The organism is Sphingomonas sanguinis (assembly GCF_001476905.1).
GTDB lineage: Bacteria > Pseudomonadota > Alphaproteobacteria > Sphingomonadales > Sphingomonadaceae > Sphingomonas > Sphingomonas sanguinis_B.
This window is the reverse complement of record NZ_LDTE01000009.1, coordinates 24,703-43,691: the sequence shown is the minus strand read 5'-3', so window position 1 is coordinate 43,691 and position 18,989 is coordinate 24,703. Positions and strand designations below refer to the sequence as shown.

At 66.3% G+C, this 18,989-nt stretch carries 15 protein-coding genes; 7 read left to right on the top strand and 8 right to left on the bottom strand.

The window, feature by feature from the left end; genetic code table 11:
- From SB4_RS02250 to thiS, 4 genes are all read right to left on the bottom strand, one after another.
- Positions 1-945, bottom strand: a complete 945-nt coding sequence (locus tag SB4_RS02250) for an HAD family acid phosphatase (RefSeq protein WP_082669905.1) — start codon at positions 943-945, stop codon at positions 1-3.
- 103 nt (positions 946-1,048) lie between these two features.
- Positions 1,049-1,750, bottom strand: coding sequence for a CoA transferase subunit A (locus SB4_RS02245; protein WP_058751243.1), 702 nt, complete (start codon positions 1,748-1,750; stop codon positions 1,049-1,051).
- Positions 1,751-2,021: 271 nt separating this feature from the next.
- A complete protein-coding gene (locus tag SB4_RS02240; RefSeq protein WP_058717950.1) occupies positions 2,022-2,204 on the bottom strand; it encodes a CsbD family protein in 183 nt (60 codons plus the stop codon).
- A 90-nt stretch (positions 2,205-2,294) separates the two neighbouring features.
- The gene (gene thiS / locus SB4_RS02235; RefSeq protein WP_082669904.1) at positions 2,295-3,305 is read right to left on the bottom strand and encodes a sulfur carrier protein ThiS; all 1,011 of its coding nucleotides are present in this window, start codon (positions 3,303-3,305) and stop codon (positions 2,295-2,297) included.
- 113 nt (positions 3,306-3,418) lie between these two features.
- On the opposite strand from thiS, the gene aroQ reads away from it, so the two are divergent.
- From aroQ to SB4_RS02200, 7 genes are all read left to right on the top strand, one after another.
- On the top strand, positions 3,419-3,853 hold the full coding sequence (gene aroQ / locus SB4_RS02230) for a type II 3-dehydroquinate dehydratase (protein WP_058751242.1): 435 nt from the start codon (positions 3,419-3,421) through the stop codon (positions 3,851-3,853).
- A 14-nt stretch (positions 3,854-3,867) separates the two neighbouring features.
- The gene (gene accB / locus SB4_RS02225) at positions 3,868-4,356 is read left to right on the top strand and encodes an acetyl-CoA carboxylase biotin carboxyl carrier protein (protein ID WP_058751241.1); all 489 of its coding nucleotides are present in this window, start codon (positions 3,868-3,870) and stop codon (positions 4,354-4,356) included.
- A 6-nt stretch (positions 4,357-4,362) separates the two neighbouring features.
- Positions 4,363-5,715 carry an acetyl-CoA carboxylase biotin carboxylase subunit gene (gene accC, locus SB4_RS02220; RefSeq protein WP_058717943.1) on the top strand — a complete coding sequence of 451 codons (1,353 nt, stop codon included), beginning with the start codon at positions 4,363-4,365 and terminating at the stop codon, positions 5,713-5,715.
- A 125-nt stretch (positions 5,716-5,840) separates the two neighbouring features.
- Positions 5,841-6,176 carry an arsenate reductase family protein gene (locus SB4_RS02215; RefSeq protein ID WP_058751262.1) on the top strand — a complete coding sequence of 112 codons (336 nt, stop codon included), beginning with the start codon at positions 5,841-5,843 and terminating at the stop codon, positions 6,174-6,176.
- 160 nt (positions 6,177-6,336) lie between these two features.
- Positions 6,337-6,675 carry a P-II family nitrogen regulator gene (locus SB4_RS02210; protein WP_007405799.1) on the top strand — a complete coding sequence of 113 codons (339 nt, stop codon included), beginning with the start codon at positions 6,337-6,339 and terminating at the stop codon, positions 6,673-6,675.
- Between the two features lie 107 nt (positions 6,676-6,782).
- The gene (glnA, locus tag SB4_RS02205) at positions 6,783-8,195 is read left to right on the top strand and encodes a type I glutamate--ammonia ligase (RefSeq protein ID WP_042490094.1); all 1,413 of its coding nucleotides are present in this window, start codon (positions 6,783-6,785) and stop codon (positions 8,193-8,195) included.
- 270 nt (positions 8,196-8,465) lie between these two features.
- Positions 8,466-11,015, top strand: a complete 2,550-nt coding sequence (locus tag SB4_RS02200; protein WP_058751240.1) for a TonB-dependent receptor — start codon at positions 8,466-8,468, stop codon at positions 11,013-11,015.
- 53 nt (positions 11,016-11,068) lie between these two features.
- On the opposite strand, the gene SB4_RS02195 is transcribed toward SB4_RS02200, so the two are convergent.
- The 4 genes from SB4_RS02195 to SB4_RS02180 all read right to left on the bottom strand — a co-directional run bounded on the left by SB4_RS02195 (position 11,069) and on the right by SB4_RS02180 (position 18,935).
- A complete protein-coding gene (locus SB4_RS02195) occupies positions 11,069-11,686 on the bottom strand; it encodes a peptidylprolyl isomerase (RefSeq protein WP_058751239.1) in 618 nt (205 codons plus the stop codon).
- A 74-nt stretch (positions 11,687-11,760) separates the two neighbouring features.
- Complete coding sequence (locus tag SB4_RS02190) at positions 11,761-12,735, bottom strand: quinone oxidoreductase family protein (protein WP_058751238.1); 975 nt, start codon at positions 12,733-12,735, stop codon at positions 11,761-11,763.
- Positions 12,736-12,774: 39 nt separating this feature from the next.
- A complete protein-coding gene (locus SB4_RS02185) occupies positions 12,775-16,932 on the bottom strand; it encodes a translocation/assembly module TamB domain-containing protein (protein ID WP_338112926.1) in 4,158 nt (1,385 codons plus the stop codon).
- Positions 16,929-18,935 carry an autotransporter assembly complex protein TamA gene (locus SB4_RS02180; RefSeq protein ID WP_193753716.1) on the bottom strand — a complete coding sequence of 669 codons (2,007 nt, stop codon included), beginning with the start codon at positions 18,933-18,935 and terminating at the stop codon, positions 16,929-16,931. The genes SB4_RS02185 and SB4_RS02180 overlap by 4 nt, the downstream gene beginning before the upstream one ends.
- Positions 18,936-18,989: the final 54 nt, after the last annotated feature.

The following is an 18,989-nucleotide window of genomic DNA, read 5'->3' as shown; positions in this document are numbered from 1 at the left end:
TCACTGCTCTCCTGTCGGATGCCACCGCCGGTCGGCGGGGAAGATGTCGTCGGGCATACCCTTCAGCGCCTTGCCGTAGACGGGGTTCGGAAAGACGAACCAGCCACGGCCCCACAGCGCCGCGACACGCGGGCCATCCGCCTTCGCGCGGCGTTGCGAAACGCTGGCCGGATCGTTGAACAACTCGCTGAAATCCCCCAACTGGTCGCCGCCCATCGCAATCACACAATAGCGGTCAGCGATCCGCCAGCGGCGAGCGTCCTTGTTATCACCGGTATTGGTGTCGGTCCGCACGAACAGCGTGTCACCATGCACTGCCGGACCAAGCCCCGCGGCCTCGATCGCGCGGGCTGCTCCCGCCGCATCGTCGCGATTGGTGTTGAAGATCACTGTCACACCCATCGTCCGCAGGTCCGCGATCGCCGCCGCCGCGCCGGGTGTCGGAAGCACGGCATGACCGTCGCTCTGCTCCCAGGCGCGCCAGCGATCAGAAAAGGCGCGGCCGGCGCGGCCGGTCAGATCATCCTGCTCGAAGCCGAGATTGAGGAGCACGGTCTCGTCGACATCGAACACCGCCGCTGGGCGCTTGCCCGCGCAAGACACGAAGCGGGGACTATCGAGGGTGGCATCCTCATCCAGCACCACGCTGTCGCGCACCGGATGGCGCACCCGGTCGGCGGTATAGGTGACGAGTGCGTTCCACGCCTGGCGCGATATCGCATCGGCTTCGGCTGAGCCGTATAAGTACTGCATCCCGGCCAGCTTGGGGTTGGCGACGGGTGGCGGAGGTGCGGGGCTGTTGTTGCCGACGGCGACGACGCAGCCGGATAGGGTCAGGGCGGCGGCAAGGGCAACGCCCAGCCTCAGGCCGGGGAGCCCTCTCCCAACCCCTCCCGCTTGCGGGAGGGGAGCGGTTGCGTGGCTACCGTCTTGCTTTTTCGACATATGTTTACGCCCCCAATGTCCGCCAAGCACGCTCCCCCTCCCGCAGGCGGGAGGGGGTCGGGGGGAGGACTGGCGCTCTCCGCATCCCCTCACCCCCAGAAAATCAAACCCGTTCGCGCACCGTGCGAAACTCGATCTTCTTCTCATAGGGCGCGCCGACGATCATCCGCTTCACATAGATGCCTGGCAGATGGATCTGATCGGGGTCGAGGCTACCCACCGGCACCACCTCTTCGACCTCGGCAACGCAGATACGCCCCGCCGTCGCCATCGGCTGGTTGAAGTTGCGCGCGGTCTTGCGGAAGATCAGGTTTCCGGCCTCGTCGGCCTTCCACCCTTTGATGATCGACAGGTCGGCGCGAATGCCACGCTCAAGGATGTAATCCTCACCGTCGAAGCTCTTCACTTCCTTGCCCTCGGCCACCCTCGTGCCGACGCCGGTCTTGGTATAGAAACCAGGGATGCCCGCGCCCCCTGCCCGGCAACGCTCGGCGAGCGTGCCCTGCGGACAGAACTCGACCTCCAGTTCGCCGCTCAGATATTGCCGCTCGAACTCCTTGTTCTCGCCGACATAGGAGGAGATCATCTTCTTGACCTGATGCGAGCGGAGCAGCTTGCCCAGCCCCACGCCGTCGATCCCGGCATTGTTGCTGGCGATGGTCAGGTCCTTGACCCCCGCGGCCTCGATCGCGTCGATCAGCCGCTCCGGGATACCACAAAGGCCGAAGCCCCCGGCGCAGATCGTCATGCCATCATGGAGCAGGCCGTCGAGCGCAGCGGCCGCGTCGGAATAGAGCTTCTGCATGGGCGTCCTCCCTATAATGCGGCAAGCGTTAGGCGGAGGGGTAGAGCCCGGTCAACCCGGCATAGCGTGTACGGAACAAGCGGGCCGGACGACGGAAGCTTCTACCCAACAGACTAATAACGCTCACAAAACCGTTTCCACGCTGCCAAGGCGATACAAGCAGAAATCGATTGCATGACCAGATCAAACATAGACAAAACAAAACCGCCCCGGAGTGACCCGAGGCGGCAAGTTCGTTGCTGATTGCTTTAGTCAGAAACGATTAGCAGGTTCAGATGTTGTCGCCAAGAGCGCCCTTCACCGAACCCTTCATCTGCTGGCCCTTGCCTTCCAGCTGCTGGGCTTCGCCCTCGGACTGCAGCTTTTCGTCATGGTTGTGTTCGCCAATGGCTTCCTTGGCCTTGCCAACCAGTTCATTGACGTTGCCCTTGATCTTGTCGACGAGTTCACCCATGGGGGCCTCCATTACTGGGGATCAAAGCGATCCCGTTGAACACTCGAAGACAAAACACTTCGTTACGCGGCAAGTTCCCTGAAATTAATGTCAGATCAGGCCCGCAAGCGGGCTCGACGGGTCGGCATAGCGGCGCATGCCCATGCGGCCTGCGCGATACGCCATGCGCCCCGCCTCGACCCCAGCCTTCATGGCGCGCGCCATCAGCACCGGGTCTTTGGCCTCGGCAATCGCGGTGTTCATCAGCACGCCGTCGCAGCCCAGTTCCATCGCCACCGCCGCCTCGGACGCGGTGCCGACCCCGGCATCGACCAGCACCGGCACCTTCGCGCCCTCGACGATCAGGCGAATCGTGACCTTGTTCTGGATGCCCAGCCCCGACCCGATCGGCGCGCCCAGCGGCATGATCGCGACCGCCCCGACATCCTCCAGCCGCTTCGCCGCAATGGGATCGTCCACGCAGTAGACCATCGGCTTGAAGCCTTCCTTGGCCAGCACATCGGTCGCGCGCAACGTCTCATACATGTCCGGATAGAGCGTCTTCGCCTCGCCCAGCACCTCCAGCTTGACCAGGTCCCAACCGCCCGCCTCACGCGCCAGACGGAGCGTGCGGATCGCATCCTCCGCGGTAAAGCAGCCCGCCGTGTTGGGCAGATAGGTGATCTTCTTGGGGTCGATGAAATCCGTCAGCATCGGCGCGTTGCGGTCCGACACGTTGACCCGGCGCACCGCGACCGTGACGATCTCCGCGCCGGAGGCTTCGACCGCCGCCGCATTCTGCGCGAAGTCCTTATACTTGCCCGTGCCGACGATCAGGCGCGAACGGAAACGCTGCCCCGCGACCTCCCACGAATCATCCTCGACGACTGGCGCGGCATGGTCGCCGCCGCCGACGAAGTGCACGATCTCGATCTCGTCGCCATCCTCCACCTGCACCTGCGCCAGCGTCGAGCGCGGCACGACCTCCAGATTGCGCTCCACCGCGACCTTTTCGGGTACCAGCCCCAGCTGGTTCGCCAGATCGGCCAGCGACAGGCCCGCCGCCACCCGCTTATGCTCGCCATTCACGGTGATCGTCACGGTTCCATCGGTGTGGGGCATATGTGTCACTTACCATGCAAGTCGCTGCCCGCTCGACGTGGGATAGGGCATGCGGTTAAGGAAGGCCCTCGATCTAGGCCCGGCCATCCCGAGCCGCAACCATGGGAGTGCCGATGCCCGCGACCGTTTATGTCCTCAACGGGCCGAACCTGAACCTGCTGGGTATGCGCGAGCCGCATATCTACGGCCATGACACGCTGGACGATATCGCGGGGATGCTGGAGGACCGGGCCCGCGAACTCGATCTGGAGATCGACATGCGCCAGTCCAACCATGAAGGCCATCTGATCGACTGGCTGCACGAGGCCCAGGCCTATGAGGCGAAAGCCGTGCTACTCAACGCCGGGGGCTTCACCCACACCTCGATCGCGATTCACGACGCGATCAAGTCGGTGACGACTCCGGTGATCGAGGTTCACCTTTCCAACCCCCATGCGCGGGAGGCTTTCCGCCATGAAAGCTATATCGGGCGTGCCGCAAAAGGCACAATCGCCGGTTTTGGCGCGCAATCCTATCTGCTCGCGCTTGAAGCCGCGGCCCGGTTCTGACAGGAGCGCGTCCCATGACCGAAAAGACTGAACAAGCGATGAAGGTCGATGTCGACCTCGTCCGTCAGCTCGCCGAGCTGCTCGACGCCACCGCCCTGACCGAGATCGAGGTCGAGCATGGCGACCGCAAGATTCGCGTCGCGCGCAAGGCGGCGGCCGTGGCACAGATGGCCTATGCGGCCGCGCCTGTGGCAGCCCCCGCCCCGGCGGCGGCCGCGCCTGTCGCGCCCGCCGCCGCGGAAGTCGGCGCCTCGGCCCCGGCCGTCTCGGCCAATGCCGTGAAGTCGCCGATGGTCGGCACCGTCTATCTGTCGGCCGAGCCGGGCGCCAAACCCTTCGCCTCGGTGGGCCAGAAGGTCGCCGCCGGCGACACGTTGCTGATCGTCGAGGCGATGAAGGTGATGAACCCGATCACCGCGACCCAGGCGGGCACCGTCACCGCCGTCCTGGTCGAGAACGGCCAGCCGGTCGAGTTCGACCAGCCCCTGGTTGTCGTCGAGTAAGCGGCCTTGGCGCAGATCAAGAAACTCCTGATCGCCAATCGCGGTGAGATTGCACTTCGCATCCACCGCGCCTGTCACGAAATGGGGATCGAGACGGTCGCCGTGCACTCCACGGCCGACGCCGATGCCATGCATGTGCGCCTGGCCGACCAGGCGGTGTGCATCGGCCCGCCCGCGGCCACCGACAGCTATCTCAACATCCCCAACATCATCTCGGCCGCCGAAATTTCGGGCGCGGATGCGATCCACCCCGGCTACGGCTTCCTCTCTGAGAACGCCAAGTTCGCCGAAATCGTCGAGGCCCACGGCCTGATCTTCGTCGGCCCCAAGCCCGAGCATATCCGGGTGATGGGCGACAAGGTCGAGGCCAAGCGCACCGCCGGCGCGCTCGGCCTGCCGCTCGTCCCCGGCTCGGACGGCGCGATCTCGGACCTCGAGGAGGCCAAGGCGCTCGCGACCAAGATCGGCTATCCCGTCATCATCAAGGCGGCCTCGGGCGGCGGCGGACGCGGCATGAAGGTCGTGTCCTCCGAGGACCAGCTCGAAACGCTGATGCAGCAGGCCGGCTCGGAGGCGAAGGCCGCGTTCGGCGACTCGACCGTCTACATGGAAAAATATCTGGGCAATCCCCGGCATATCGAATTCCAGGTGTTCGGCGACGGCAACGGCCAGGCGATCCATCTCGGCGAGCGCGACTGCTCGCTCCAGCGCCGCCACCAGAAGGTGCTGGAGGAAGCCCCGTCGCCGATCATCACGGCCGAGGAGCGCGCGCGCATGGGTGGCGTGGTCGCCAAGGCGATGGCCGATATGGGCTATCGCGGTGCGGGCACGATCGAGTTCCTGTGGGAAGACGGCGAGTTCTATTTCATCGAAATGAACACCCGCCTGCAGGTCGAACATCCCGTGACCGAGATGATCACCGGCCTGGACCTGGTGCGCGAGCAGATCCGCGTCGCCGAGGGGCACCCGCTGACCCTGCGCCAGCAGGACGTGCAGTTCCGCGGCCACGCGATCGAGTGCCGCATCAATGCGGAAGACCCGCGCACCTTCGCCCCCTCGCCGGGCACGGTGAAGATGTATCATGCCCCTGGCGGCATGCACGTCCGCGTCGATAGCGGGCTGTATCAGGGCTATAAGGTTCCGCCTTATTACGACAGCATGATCGCCAAGCTGATCGTCTATGGCACGACCCGCGAAGGCGCGCTGCGTCGCCTGCGTCGCGCGCTCAACGAGTTCGTGATCGAGGGCATGAAGACCACCATCCCGCTGCATCAGGCGCTGCTGGACGATCCGGAGTTCCAGAAGGGCGACTATACGATCAAGTGGCTGGAGGAATGGCTGGCCAAGCAGGACGCATAATCGCCCTGCCCTTCACCGGGATTGAAATAAAAAGCCTCCTCCCCAGCCGGGAGGGGGCTTTTTCATGCCCGAAAGCGGGGATTACCCCTCCACATTCCCCGCCGCTCATGCCAGAAGCAATGGCGATGAAGGCGACGATCCTCCACAACCCGCGCTGCTCCAAATCGCGCGAGGCGCTGGCCCTCCTGAACGAGGCTGGCGCGGATGTGACAGTGATCGAATATCTGAAGACGCCGCCGAATACCGAGGAACTGCGGCGCCTCTATGCCAAGGGCAGGCTTTCCCCGCGCGACGGGCTGCGCAAGGCGGAAGCGGAGGCCAAGGCGCTTGTCGACGCCGACGATGCCACGATCCTCGTCGCGATGGCCGCCAACCCAATCCTGATCGAGCGGCCTCTGGTCGAGACTGCCAAAGGTGTCGTCATCGGCCGTCCACCGGAAGCCGTGCGGGGCATCCTGTGATCGCTGCCCATATATTGAGCAGCACACGGCATCTTGCCCGCTTTTCGGGCGCAATCCTTACCATTTTCTTGCCCTTCCACGAGGGCGACGCAGTTGGCACGATCCCTGCTACGCAGGCGGTCGGGCGAGGGTTCGAACACCATCGGGGACAGTCAGACTCGTGAAAAAGATTGAGGCGATCATCAAGCCCTTCAAGCTGGATGAGGTGAAGGAAGCGCTGCACGAAATCGGCGTGTCCGGCATCACCGTCACCGAGGCGAAGGGCTTCGGCCGCCAGAAGGGCCATACCGAGCTTTATCGCGGAGCCGAATATGTCGTCGACTTCCTGCCGAAGGTGAAGCTGGAAGTGGTGGTCGAGGACGGCCTGGCCGAACGCGTGGTGGAGGCGATCGCCGCCGCCGCGCAGACCGGTCGCATCGGCGATGGCAAGATTTTCGTGATCCCGGTCGAGACCGCGCTGCGCATCCGCACGGGCGAACGCGACGACGCGGCGATCTGACGCACCCCATACCCATCCGTCACCGGGCCGACATTCGGCCCGCCTAAACACGTATCACCGGCCCCGGCCTTTCGTCGGAGGGCGGCCAAGCAGAGAGAGAACGGAACATGGCGAATACGGCCAGCGATATCCTGAAGCAGATCAAGGACGAAGAGATCGAGTGGGTCGACCTGCGCTTCACCGATCCCAAGGGCAAGTGGCAGCATCTGACCATGGTCGCTTCGATCCTGGGTGAGGACGAGCTGACCGACGGCCTGATGTTCGACGGCTCCTCGATCGAGGGCTGGAAGGCGATCAACGAGTCGGACATGGTCCTCAAGCCCGACCTCGACGCCGTGTACACCGATCCCTTCTCGGCCACCCCGATGCTGATCGTGTTCTGCGACATCGTCGAACCGTCGACCGGCGAGCTCTATGCCCGCGATCCGCGCTCGACCGCCAAGCGCGCCGAGGCGTTCGTGAAGACCACCGGCATCGGCGACACCGTCTATGTCGGCCCGGAAGCCGAATTCTTCATGTTCGACAACGTCCAGTTCGACACGAACTATGCGTCGTCCTACTTCAAGATCGACGATATCGAGCTGCCGACCAACACCGGCCGCGAATATGAGGGCGGCAACCTCGGCCACCGGCCGCGCGCCAAGGGCGGCTATTTCCCCGTCGCGCCGGTCGACTCGGCCGTCGACATTCGTGGTGAGATGGTTTCGACCATGCTCGAAATGGGCCTGCCCTGCGACAAGCACCACCACGAAGTCGCCGCCGCACAGCATGAACTGGGCATGACCTTCGGCACGCTGACCCAGACCGCCGACCGCATGCAGATCTACAAGTATGTCGTGCATCAGGTCGCACAGGCCTATGGCAAGACCGCGACCTTCATGCCGAAGCCGATCAAGGAAGATAACGGCTCGGGCATGCACACCCACTTCTCGATCTGGGAAGGCAAGACCCCGCTGTTCGCCGGCAACGGCTATGCAGGGCTCTCGGAGACCTGCCTGTACTTCATCGGCGGTGTCATCAAACACGCCAAGGCGCTGAACGCCTTCACCAACCCGACCACCAACAGCTACAAGCGTCTGGTGCCGGGTTACGAAGCGCCGGTGCTGCTCGCCTATTCGGCGCGCAACCGCTCGGCCTCGTGCCGCATCCCATACGGCACCGGCCCGAAGTCGAAGCGCGTCGAAGTGCGCTTCCCCGACGCGCTGGCGAACCCGTATCTCGCCTATGCGGCGCTGCTGATGGCAGGTCTGGACGGTATCCAGAACAAGATCCATCCGGGCGAAGCGATGGACAAGAACCTGTACGACCTGCCGCCCGCCGAGCTGGCCCAGGTCCCGACCGTCGCCGGTTCGCTCCGCGAAGCGCTCGACTCGCTGGCCGCGGACCACGACTTCCTGCTGAAGGGCGACGTGTTCACCAAGGACCAGATCGAAAGCTATATCGAGCTGAAGATGCACGAAGTGATGCGCTGGGAAATGACCCCCAGCCCGGTCGAATACGACATGTATTACAGCGGCTGATCCAGCCTCTGATCGATGTCACTACGGGGAAAGGGGCTGCAAGGCCCCTTTCTTTTTGCGCCCATCCCGCCCCGTAAATGACCAGGATCGCATCATAAAGCCGAAAAGCCCCCCATGTTCGTAACTGCGGGCGCGCCTGTAACGGACTGAATAGGACCAAAGCGAGCATATAGGCGCTTCCGTTTTTACATATAAAATTTGCAACAAAGGCGACACAGATCGCTTCTAGTGCGCTGCCCCAAGGCCAATCCAAGCCTGTGGGGACTAAGCATGAAATCGAGAATCACCCGCGCTGCCGGGTTCGGCGGCGCGTGCCTGATGGCGTTCACGTCGCATACCGCCATCGCTCAGACCGCCGGAACGATCGCGGCCGAGAACCGCGCCGAAGACGACATCATCATCACCGGCCAGAAACTGGCAGGCACGGGCATCGAAATGTCCAATTCGGCCAAGGCGCGCGCGGTCGTGACCCAGGACTATATCGCGCATACCGTCCCCGGTCAGTCGATCTTCAACGCGATCAACATGGTGCCCGGCGTCAACTATGTCGCCAGTGATCCTTATGGCGGCAATGGCGGCACAATCCGCATCCGCGGCTTCGACCAGTCGCGTATCGCCTTCACCTTCGATGGCCTGCCGCTGAACGATGCGGGCAACTACGCCATCTACTCCGCCCAGCAGGTCGATCCCGAACTGGTCGAATCGGTCAATGTCGGCTTTGGCTCGACCGACGTCGACACGCCGTCGGCCAGCGCATCGGGCGGGACGGTCAACTATCGGACGATCATGCCGACCGAGAAGGTCAGCGCGATGGGCGTCTATTCCCACGGGCGGGGCAATATGAACCGCGTCTTCGGCCTGATCAACACCGGCGATCTGAACCAGAGCGGCACGCGAGCCTGGGTGGCGGCCAGCAACCAGCGTTACGACCTGTTCCCTTTCTCCATCGTGCGCAAAAGTCAGTACAATGCCCGCGTTTACCAGCCGCTGGGCTCAGGCAAGGATTTCGTCTCGCTGGCGGGTTTCTTCTACCAGCATCGCAACACCGGCTATGGCAATCCATCGGTCGCGCAGATCAATACGATCCTGGGCAACCCGTTTCCGATCAAGACGGCAACGGCCGCCAATCCGGTCCGTGTCGACGTGACACGACAGCAATATGACCAGGTGCTGGCGACGGGCGGCTTCTTCAACTCAAACGAGTGCGCGCTGGCCTCTGCCAGCCCCGGTGCCGGGTCCGTGCAGGACGATCGGCGTCTGTGCACCAATGTGCGACAGATCAACGTGAATCCGGTCGACACCGGCAATCTCCGTTTCAACAGCCTGTTCACGTTGAGCGATCACCTGACCTTCACGGCCGACGGCGGGTACAGCTATACGCTCGCCAATGGCGGCGGCTCCAACGTGTTTGCCGAAAGCGATGCCAATGCCACGCAGTCAGGCGTTTCGCGCAATCAGTTTGGGCGGATGGGTGCAGGCCGCGCGGCGGGTCGCGATCTGAACGGCGATGGCGATCTGCTCGATTATGTACGTCTCTTCTATCCCTCGAACACGCAGACTCATCGCCTGATCGCGATTGCCGGTCTGCGCTATGATATCGACGCGGCCAATCTGGTGCGTCTGGCCTATACCTGGGATCGGGCGCGCACCCGCCAGACCGGCGAGGCGGGTTTTCTGTACCCCGATGGTCGCCCCAAATCCTATTTCCGCGGCCTGGGCGGCGGTGACGCAGCCGTATTGGATGCGGCGGGCGCGCCGCTCACCAAGCGCAATCGCCTGACCTACTCGATCCTGCATCAGCTGTCGGGCGAGTATCGCGGGCGGCCGATCAACGACAGCCTGTCGCTGACCATCGGTTTGCGCGCGGCCTTCTATCGCCGCAACATGAGCAATGCCTGCTATACGATCCCCGGAAGCGGCAGCGAAGCCTATTGCACGTCCCAGTCCGCGCAGCAGGTGGCCGCCGACAACCGCACGGCCAAGTTCGGCCCGCCCTATACCGGTCGTATTCGCGAGTACCGCGCGTTCCTGCCCAATATCGGCATGGTGTGGCAGATGGCCCCCGCCCTCAGCCTCTATGCCAGCTGGAACCGCGGCTTCTCGGCCCCCAGCACCGACATCTATTCCTATGACGACAAGGTCATCTCGCTCAAGGACAAGGAGGCGGTTCCCGAGCGTACCGACTCCTTCGACACCGGCCTGCGTTACACCAGCGGAATCGTACAGGCTCAGCTTGGCGGTTGGTTCATCCGCTACGACAACCGTATCCTCAACGTGACCGTGCCGCTGGAAGGCGGTGGTACGATCAGCGCCAGCCGCAATGTCGGCCGGGTGGACAGCAAGGGCATCGACGCCACCCTGTCGCTCACCCCGACCCGTTGGTTGTCGCTTTACGGGTTCGGCTCCTACCTGAAGTCGACGCTGCGGGACGATGTGCTGAATGGTGACGGCTCCGGTGCGATCCTGATCGCGACCAAGGGCAAGCAGTTGGTCGATACGCCCAACTGGCAATATGGCACCCGGGCGCAGATCACGCTGCCCAGCCTCGTCCTGGGTGTCTCGGCCAAGCATGTCGGGGATCGCTTCATCACCGATGAAAATGATGCGATCTCTGCCGGCTATACGCTGGTCGACCTCGATGCGCAGATCGGCCTGGGGGCGGTCGGCCTGCCCAAGACCTATTTCCAGCTCAACGTGACCAACCTGCTCGACAAGCGCTATTACAGCAATGTCTGGTCGGCGCCCCGGATCGCGAATGGCGGCTGGCTGAACTTCGGCAACGGCCGGACGGTCATCGGTACGCTTCACTTCGAGTTCTGATCGGCAGGGCGCGACGGAGAGCTACCGTCGCGCCCCATCCGTTCAGTGCGAGGTCACTGCGTCACCGTCAGCCGCTTGGCCGACAGGATCTTGACCGGCGCGGCCAGCATCTCGCCCTTGAAAGGTCCCTTGGAGGGATCGGCGGGCTGGTCGAGGATGGCATGGATCACGTCCATCCCCTCGACGACATGGCCGAAGGCGGCATAGCCCAGATTGTCGCCGGGCTTGCTGGGATCGGCATCGAGCGAGGGCTGGTCGCCGACCATGATGGTGAAGTCGCCGCGCGCCGTGCCCGGGGCCAGCCGCGCCACCGAGATGGTGCCGTTCAGGTGCTTGATGCCGGTCTTGGTCGTCGGCTCATGCACGATCGGGGGCAGGATGCGCCTGGGCTCGTTCTGGATACCGAACTGGACGAAGCCGAAATCGGGCGCGACACGAACCGAGCGGTAAAAGGTCACGCCGTCCAGCCGATGCTGGTCCACATAGCGCAGGAAATTGGCGGTCGTGATCGGCGCGTGGGTCCGGTCGAGGTCGAGGACCACGGGGCCGAGACTGGTCTGCATCGCGACGCGGACCATGACGGGCTTGGGCGCTTCGGTCGTGGCGGGCGCGGGCGGCGCGGCCGGGGCCGACTGCAGGGCCAGCAGGGCGAGCGGCAGGAGTGCGATCATCGAAGGTCTCCAGGCATGGGGTCGGCGGCAGGATAGCGAAGTGCCGATGGCAGGTGAATCCGTTGTTGCCCCGCTCAGGGGATCAACACCGTACTCCCCACCGTCTCCCCCGCCTCGATCGCCCGATGCGCCTCGGCCACGTCGGTCAGGGCGAAGCTCTGGCCGATCTCCGGCGTGATGGCGCGCTTTTCCAGCATGGCGAAGACCCGCGCGATCAGGCTGCGCTTTTCCGCCGCCGTTACCGCATAGTCGAACAGGGTCGGCCGGGTGACGAACAACGAGCCCTTGGCCGCCAGGATGCCGAGGTTCACGCCATCGACCGCGCCCGAGGCATTGCCGAAGCTGACCACCAGGCCGCGCCGCGCGGTGCTGTTCAGCGAGGCCTCCCAGGTCGCCTTGCCGACACCGTCGAGCACCACGGGGACACCCTGCCCGCCGGTGATCGCGCGCACGCGGGCCGCGACATCCTCGGTCCGGTTGAGGATGACATGATCGGCCCCGGCGGCCCGCGCCTTCTCGGCCTTGGCCTCGCTGCCCACGGTCGCGATCACCGTCGCGCCAATCGCCTTCAGCCAGCCGACCGCAAGGTGCCCGACACCGCCCGCCGCCGCATGGACCAGCACCGGCCAGCCCGGTTGCACCTTCGCGCAATCCTCGATCAGGAAAGCGGTCGTCGCGCCCTTCAACAGGATCGCCGCCGCCGTCCGATCGTCGACATGATCGGGCAGCGGCACGAGCAGGTCGGCCGCGACGTTGCGCGCCGTGGCATAGGCCCCGCGCGCCGGACCGAACACGCCGACCCGGTCGCCGACCTTAAAGTCGCTCACGCCCTCGCCCACCGCCTCGACCACGCCCGCCGCTTCGGAGCCCAGCTTGCCGGGCAGATCGATCGGGTACAGCCCGCTGCGGTGATAGGTGTCGATATAGTTCAGCCCGACCGCATGGTGCCGCATCCGCACCTCGCCGGGGCCGGGCGGCGGCAGTTCTTCGTCACGCCATTGGATGACCTCGGGCCCGCCGGTCTTTTCGATGAAGGCGGTCTTTTCCATGCGCCAAACTCCTAAACGCGATTCGGGCGGGCCAACGCCTCAATAGTCCTTGGATATCCGCACATTCACATTCTGCCGCCCCAGCGTCGAGATGCTGGAGAGCAGCGATAGCCAGCGCGTCACCTGGAACTCGACCTGGGTCGCGGAATAGCCCTGCCCGTCGGTGATGATCTCGGCATAGAAGCGCCGGGTGATATATTTGCCCGCCGCGACCGAAGTGGCGCGTCCGATCTGCACATCGGCGGGCAGCACGCGCAGGCGGTCGAGCCCCGCCGCGCGCCGCACTGCATTGATCGGGTTCAGCCCGTTGCCGCCATCCTGCAAGGCGGCGACGGCGGCGGCGAGTTGCAACGCCTCGGGCGCGGACAGGCTGGCGATCGAGGTGCCGAAAAGCAGGCGCGACAGCAGTTCGTCGTTCGGCAGCGCGGGCGTGCTGGAAAAGCCGATCTCGGGTTTCAGCGCGGTGCCGGTCACCCGGATGGTGGCGCTCAGTCCCTGGACGTTGGCATTGGCCGCGATGTCGAGCGCGGGGTTGGCGGGCACCTCTCCGCCGAAACGGATGACGCCGCGCGCCAGATCGAACTCACGCCCCGCAAATTCGTAATCGCCGCGGATCAGCGTCGCCTGGCCGGTGATCGCCGGGTTGTCCGGCGTTCCTGCGATCTTCAGGTCCGCCGACCACTCGCTGTTGAGGCCCAGGCCGGAGACGATCAGGCCGTTGGGCGCCTTGGCCACGATCGCCAGTGTCCAGGGCTTGCGCGGCACATCGTCCTCTTCGCCGCCGCCGGGAATGTTGATCTCGCGGATGTTGAGCTGCGGCACCGCCGTCGCCGCCGTCGCGCGGCCCAGGCGATAGCGGCTGCGGTTGAGCACGACATCGCCCGAGATGGTGCCGCCTGCCCCGTCCGAATGGAAGGTCAGCGGCCCGGTCACGGTCGCACCGATATCGTCGCGGGCGATCATCACCGCGTTGCGCGCGTTGAGCGACAGGTCCAGCGCGACGCCGTGTCCGCCCGCAAAGTCGAACTGGCCGGTGCCGGCGACACGCCCGTCCTTGCCCGCCTGCGCGGCGAAGCGGTCGATGACCAGCCGCGATCCGCCGAAGCGGCCGCTGGCCTGCACATCGGTCAGGACGGTGCCGGTCGTCGCGCTCTCGATCCGTGCGCCGACCGCCTTCACCGCGCCGCGAATGACCGGCTGGCTCAGCGCCCCGGTGACATCCGCGCCGATCGCGACCGGACCGGACAGGTCGAACATCTCGACCCCGGTCAGCCGCCACAGCGTGTCGGCGGGCCCGGCATAGCGAAGCTGCGCGATCAGCTTCCCGGCCTGCATCCTGGCGGCCCAGTCGCCCCCGCCGCCCGGCACCAGCAGCGCCTGCGCCCGGCCGATGATCTTGCCGCCCGACGCCATCACCGCGCGTACGCCCAGACGGTCGGCGGACAGCAGGCCCGCCACGCCCATATCGATCGGCCGCGAATTGAGCACCAAGCCCGCGCGTGTCAGCCCGCGAATGGTCAGGTCCGCCTTGCCCGTCGGCGCGCCAATCCCTTGTCGGATCGTCAGCGTGCCCGTCGCGGTGCCACCCAGACCCAGGCCTGGATAACCGATGTCGAGTACGGTCAGCGGCATTCGCGTCAGGCTGGCCTGCACCTCCGTCCCATCGGCATCGAGCCGCCCGGCCAGCTTCGCCTCACCCCCCGCAAAGCTCAACCGCGTCGGCGCGAGGACCCAGCCGTCGCCGTCGCGCGTCACGACTGCGGGCGACAGGAGTTGCAGCGGGCGGCGGTCGAGCGTCCCCTGCCCGCTCACGGTAAAGCGACCGGGCGTAACCTGCGTCACCGTCTGGATCGAGAAGGCGCGGCCACGCGAGCCCGAAATGCCGACCCGTACCTCTCCGGTGCCCCCGCGCAGCCGGGCGGTGCCGGTCATCTGCGCGATGTGGAACGCGCCGTGCCGCAGCCCTTGCGCCTGGGCGGAGCCCTCGACCGATGCCCCCGCCGGGTCGAGCAGCGCCACCATGTCCAGCCGCCCTTGCCGGACGGTGATGGCCGAAATCTGCGCCTGACGCGCGGCCAGATGCGCCTCGATCCGCTGGACCGTGCCGACCGGACGGAACAGCAGTTCGCCCGACAGCCCGCCGTCCACGACGTCGAGCCGCCCGTTGAAGCCGCCCTGCACCACGGTCAGCGCCCCCGTCGCCCGCGCGCCCGCGACGAGCAATGGCTGGATCTGGATAACCGCATTCTGCCCACGCGGCAGCAATATGGCCCCGCTCGCCTGGAACGGGCCCAGCCGCGATCCCCCGGCGGCCCGGAAGGCAAAGCCCTGATCGGTGGGATCGAGATGCGCCTTCACATCGCGCAGGCCCATCGCCGCATTGGGCGAGGCAAGTTGCAGGTCCAGCGTCGGCCGGTCGATCCGCCCGTCGAGCACCATCTGGACCGGGCCATAGCTGCGCTGACGTCCGCCGCCGACAAAATGGAAGGTGCCGTCCCGCCGCCGGATCGCCTCGCCGGTCAGGCGGATATCGGGGCCGGTCAGCACCAGGCGGTGGAAATGGAACACCCCGTCCACGCCCCGCTCCAGATCGGTGGTCAGGTGCGGCAACCCGCCCGCCAGCGAGCGGAGAAAGGCGTTGTCCAGCCGCCGCACCTGCGCCTCGCCCTTGCCGATCACGCGGGTTCCATGCCCATCGGCGCCCGGCACGGCGGTCAGCGTCGATCGGACGTCGACGATGCCGAGGCCGGGGATCAGATAGCGTTGCAACGCGCCGTTCAGCCCGACATCATAACGCCCGTTGGTCAGGTCGATGCGCAGGTTGAGCTTGCCCGCCAGCTTGTCGGAGCGCAGCGCGAGGCCCTGTCCCAGAATCTCATGCGGGGTGATGCGCAGGTCGCCCGCGACCGACAAGCTGTGGAGGATGCCTCCCGCCGCCTCGCCCACGCCGGTTACGGCTCGCGCCGTAAAGCGCACCGGCAGCACCCACGGCCAGCCGCCGCTCAACCGCCCCTTGCCGCTGGCATGAGCGTCCTCGAACCCCGTCCGGTCGAAGGCGAAGCGGGTCGCGGCGAGCTTATAGTCGAAGGTCGCCCGACCGAATGCCCCGTCCAGCCGGGTCGCCAGGGTGATGGTCTGGCCGCTCATGTTGAGGAACAGCGCCCCCGGTCGCAAAAGGCTGGCATCGACGCGCAGCCCCTCGAACGCGCCCGCGCCCAAATCGACCACGCCCCGCGCGCGGACGCGCAAGGCGGGCGAGCGCAGGACAAGCGCGCCGTTCAGCCGCCGGTCGGAGAAATCGGCTTGTCCGGCGACCACGACACGGGGCGCGGTCAGCCGCTGGAGACGGCCCCGCAGCACCAGCGACGGCGCGATGTCGCCCGACAGCGCATAGCGACCCGAACGCGCCGCCAGCCTCAGCGCGATGGCGCGCCGTCCGGCAATGACCCCTCGCGCACGACCGTCCCAACGCGACCAGCGGCCAGCGCCGTCGACCGTCAGCGCGACCGGCGCACGTGCACCGACCATCTTGGCCAGCACGCCGTCCGCGCCACCCTGGGCCCGCACGTCCAGGTCGAACCGGTCACGATCGGGCTGGGCATCCAGGCGCAGGCGGAGCCGGTCGGTGCCCGCGACCACGCCGTCCATCGTCACCAGCGCGCGGCCATCGCGGATATCGGCCTGTCCCTCGACCTTCGCGACCCGCTGTCGCCCCAGCACGGGAGCCGCCAGGATCAGCCGGTCGAGCCGGAGCCGGTCGATCCGGATATCGAAATCGGGCAGGATCGGCCCCTGCTTGCCCGTCCGCCGGGTGTGCGGCACATGATAGAGCATCGCCAGCGGCGCTTCGACGCGGCGAATGTCGAGCGTGCCCCGCGTCCAGTTCCACGGTCGCCAGTCGAGCCGCGCCTGGGGCACCCGTACCAGCATCCCGTCCAGGTCATAGACGCGCAGATCGACCAGCCGCATGTCCGAATAGAGCGACCCGTCGATCCGCCCCACCGAGAAGCGCAGGCCGGTATCGGTGCGAATGGTCGCGATCCGATCCACGACCCAGCGATGGCCGATCGAGGTATCGACGATGCCCAGCGCCGCCATGACGATACCGATCAGCGCCACCAGCGCGATCGCCACCGCCCGCACCCAGCGGACACGCGGCCGCGCGGGCGGCGGCGGCGGGGCGGCGTCCTCGCTCAAAAGGCCTGCCCCAGCGAGACATAGACCGCGACCCGGCTATCCCCCTTTTGCGGGTTCAGCGGCGTACCAACATCCAAGCGGATCGGCCCGAAATTGGAATAGTAACGCACCCCCAGCCCGGTGCCGAAACGCAGACCCGTCAGGCGCGGCAAGGGTGTGGTGGAGATGTTGCCTGCGTCGAGAAACGGCACGATGCCGAAATTGCCGAAGGTCCGCACTCGCGCCTCGATCGAGAATTCGGCTAAGCTGCGCCCGCCGATCGGATCGTTGTTCGCGTCGCGCGGCCCGATCGCCTGGAAACCATAGCCGCGCACCGACGCGCCGCCGCCCGCGTAGAAACGCCGCGACGGCGCGATCTGGTCGCGCGGCGCGCCCAGGATTGTGCCCAGCCGCGTCCGCGCCGCCAGCACCACCCGCTCACCGAACGGATGATAGAGGCTCGCATCGATCTGCGTCCGGGTATAGCCGAAGACGCTACCCTGCAGCGACACCTCCGGGCTAAGCCGCCCGCCCAGCCGAAAGCCGCGCGTCGGGTTCAACAGATCGTCCGAGCCATCGTAGTTCAGGCTGGTCGGCAAGGCACCGATGAAGAAGGTCCGCCGACGCGGCTCGCCGGTGCTCTCGATCACGTCCCGCTCGTCCGAGGTCAGCAGTTCGGCACCCAGCGACCAGGTCCATGTCTTCTGGAAGAAGATGTTGGTCTGCCGCTCCAGTCCGCCCGACAGCGAGAGGGTCTTGGCCTCATAGGCGTCGCGCAGGATGTGTGCGGCCGAGAATTGCACGGTCAGCACCCGGTCGCGGCCCTGAAAATTGTTGCGCCGGAACACGACCGCGCCCAGCTGCTCGCGGGTGCCCAGCACACTGCGCAGGGTCAGCGCGCCCTCGGGCGGGAAGAGGTTGCGGTCGGTCCAGTTGATCGTCGCGCTCGCGCCCTCGCCGGTGCCGTAACCCAGTTCGCCCGCGATGGTATGCGGCGGCGCGGGCTCCAGCGCGACGGCGATGTTCACCGTGTCGGGCGTGTCGCCGGGCACGGGCTTCACATCGACCGAGGAGACAAGGCCGGTCTGCACCAGCGCGCGGCGCAGATCGTCGAGCCCGGCGGAGTCATAAGGCTGGCCGGGCTGGAAGCGGGCGATGTCTTGGACGTGCCGGGCATCGAACAGCTTGTCGTTCGCCATGACGATCCGGCCATAGCGGCGCGACGATCCCGGATCGACCGACAGGTCCAGCGTCGCGGTGCGGGCCGCGCGGTCGACCACGATCTGCGGATCGCCGACCTTGGCGAAGGGAAAGCCTTCCTCACCCACCGCCGCCTTCAGCTTGGCCTCGCCCGCGACGATGGTGTCGGCGTCGACCGGATCGCCCGGCCTGATGCCGAACGCCTTTTCCAGCGGCGCGGCCTTGTCGCCCGCCGCCTGTACCCCCGCCAGCGTGACGCCCGCGAAGCGATAGAGATTGCCCGGCGTCGCCTCCAGTACCACGGTCGGCTGGTCGCCCGGCTCGATCCGGGTCGCGACCTGCGCATCATAATAACCCGCGCCGCGCAACAGGTTGGTGAGCAGTGCCGCATCCTCGCGCGCGCGGCGGTCGAGCTGCGCGGCATTGGCGGGCTCGCCATCATTATTGTCCAGCGAGGAGAGCTGCTCGAACCGCTGGCGGACCAGTGCGCCCGCGCCGTCGATCCCCTCGACCTTCCAGTGATAACGCCGCTCCGCCGCGGCATCGACGGTCGCCGCCATCGCGCCAGCCGGATCGCCGGGCGCGGTCGCCAGGTCGGGCCAGGCCACGCCGATCTCCGGCAAGGGGGCCAGCGGCGCGGACGGGTCGAGCATGGTCGGGTCGTCGACCTCGGGGGGTGTACCCGTCTGGACGGTCTGGTTCGCGGCAGGCTTCGGGGATGTGGTCTGCGCAAGGGCACGGCCGGACCAGCCCGTGCCGCCCACCCCCATTGCGATCATCAAGATGGCGGCCGAGCGGCACGGCCGCCCGACGCGGACCATCATGCCGCCATCCCTAGCCGCGCAAAACCGTTCGCGACACCCCCAAGCGCCTTCGTT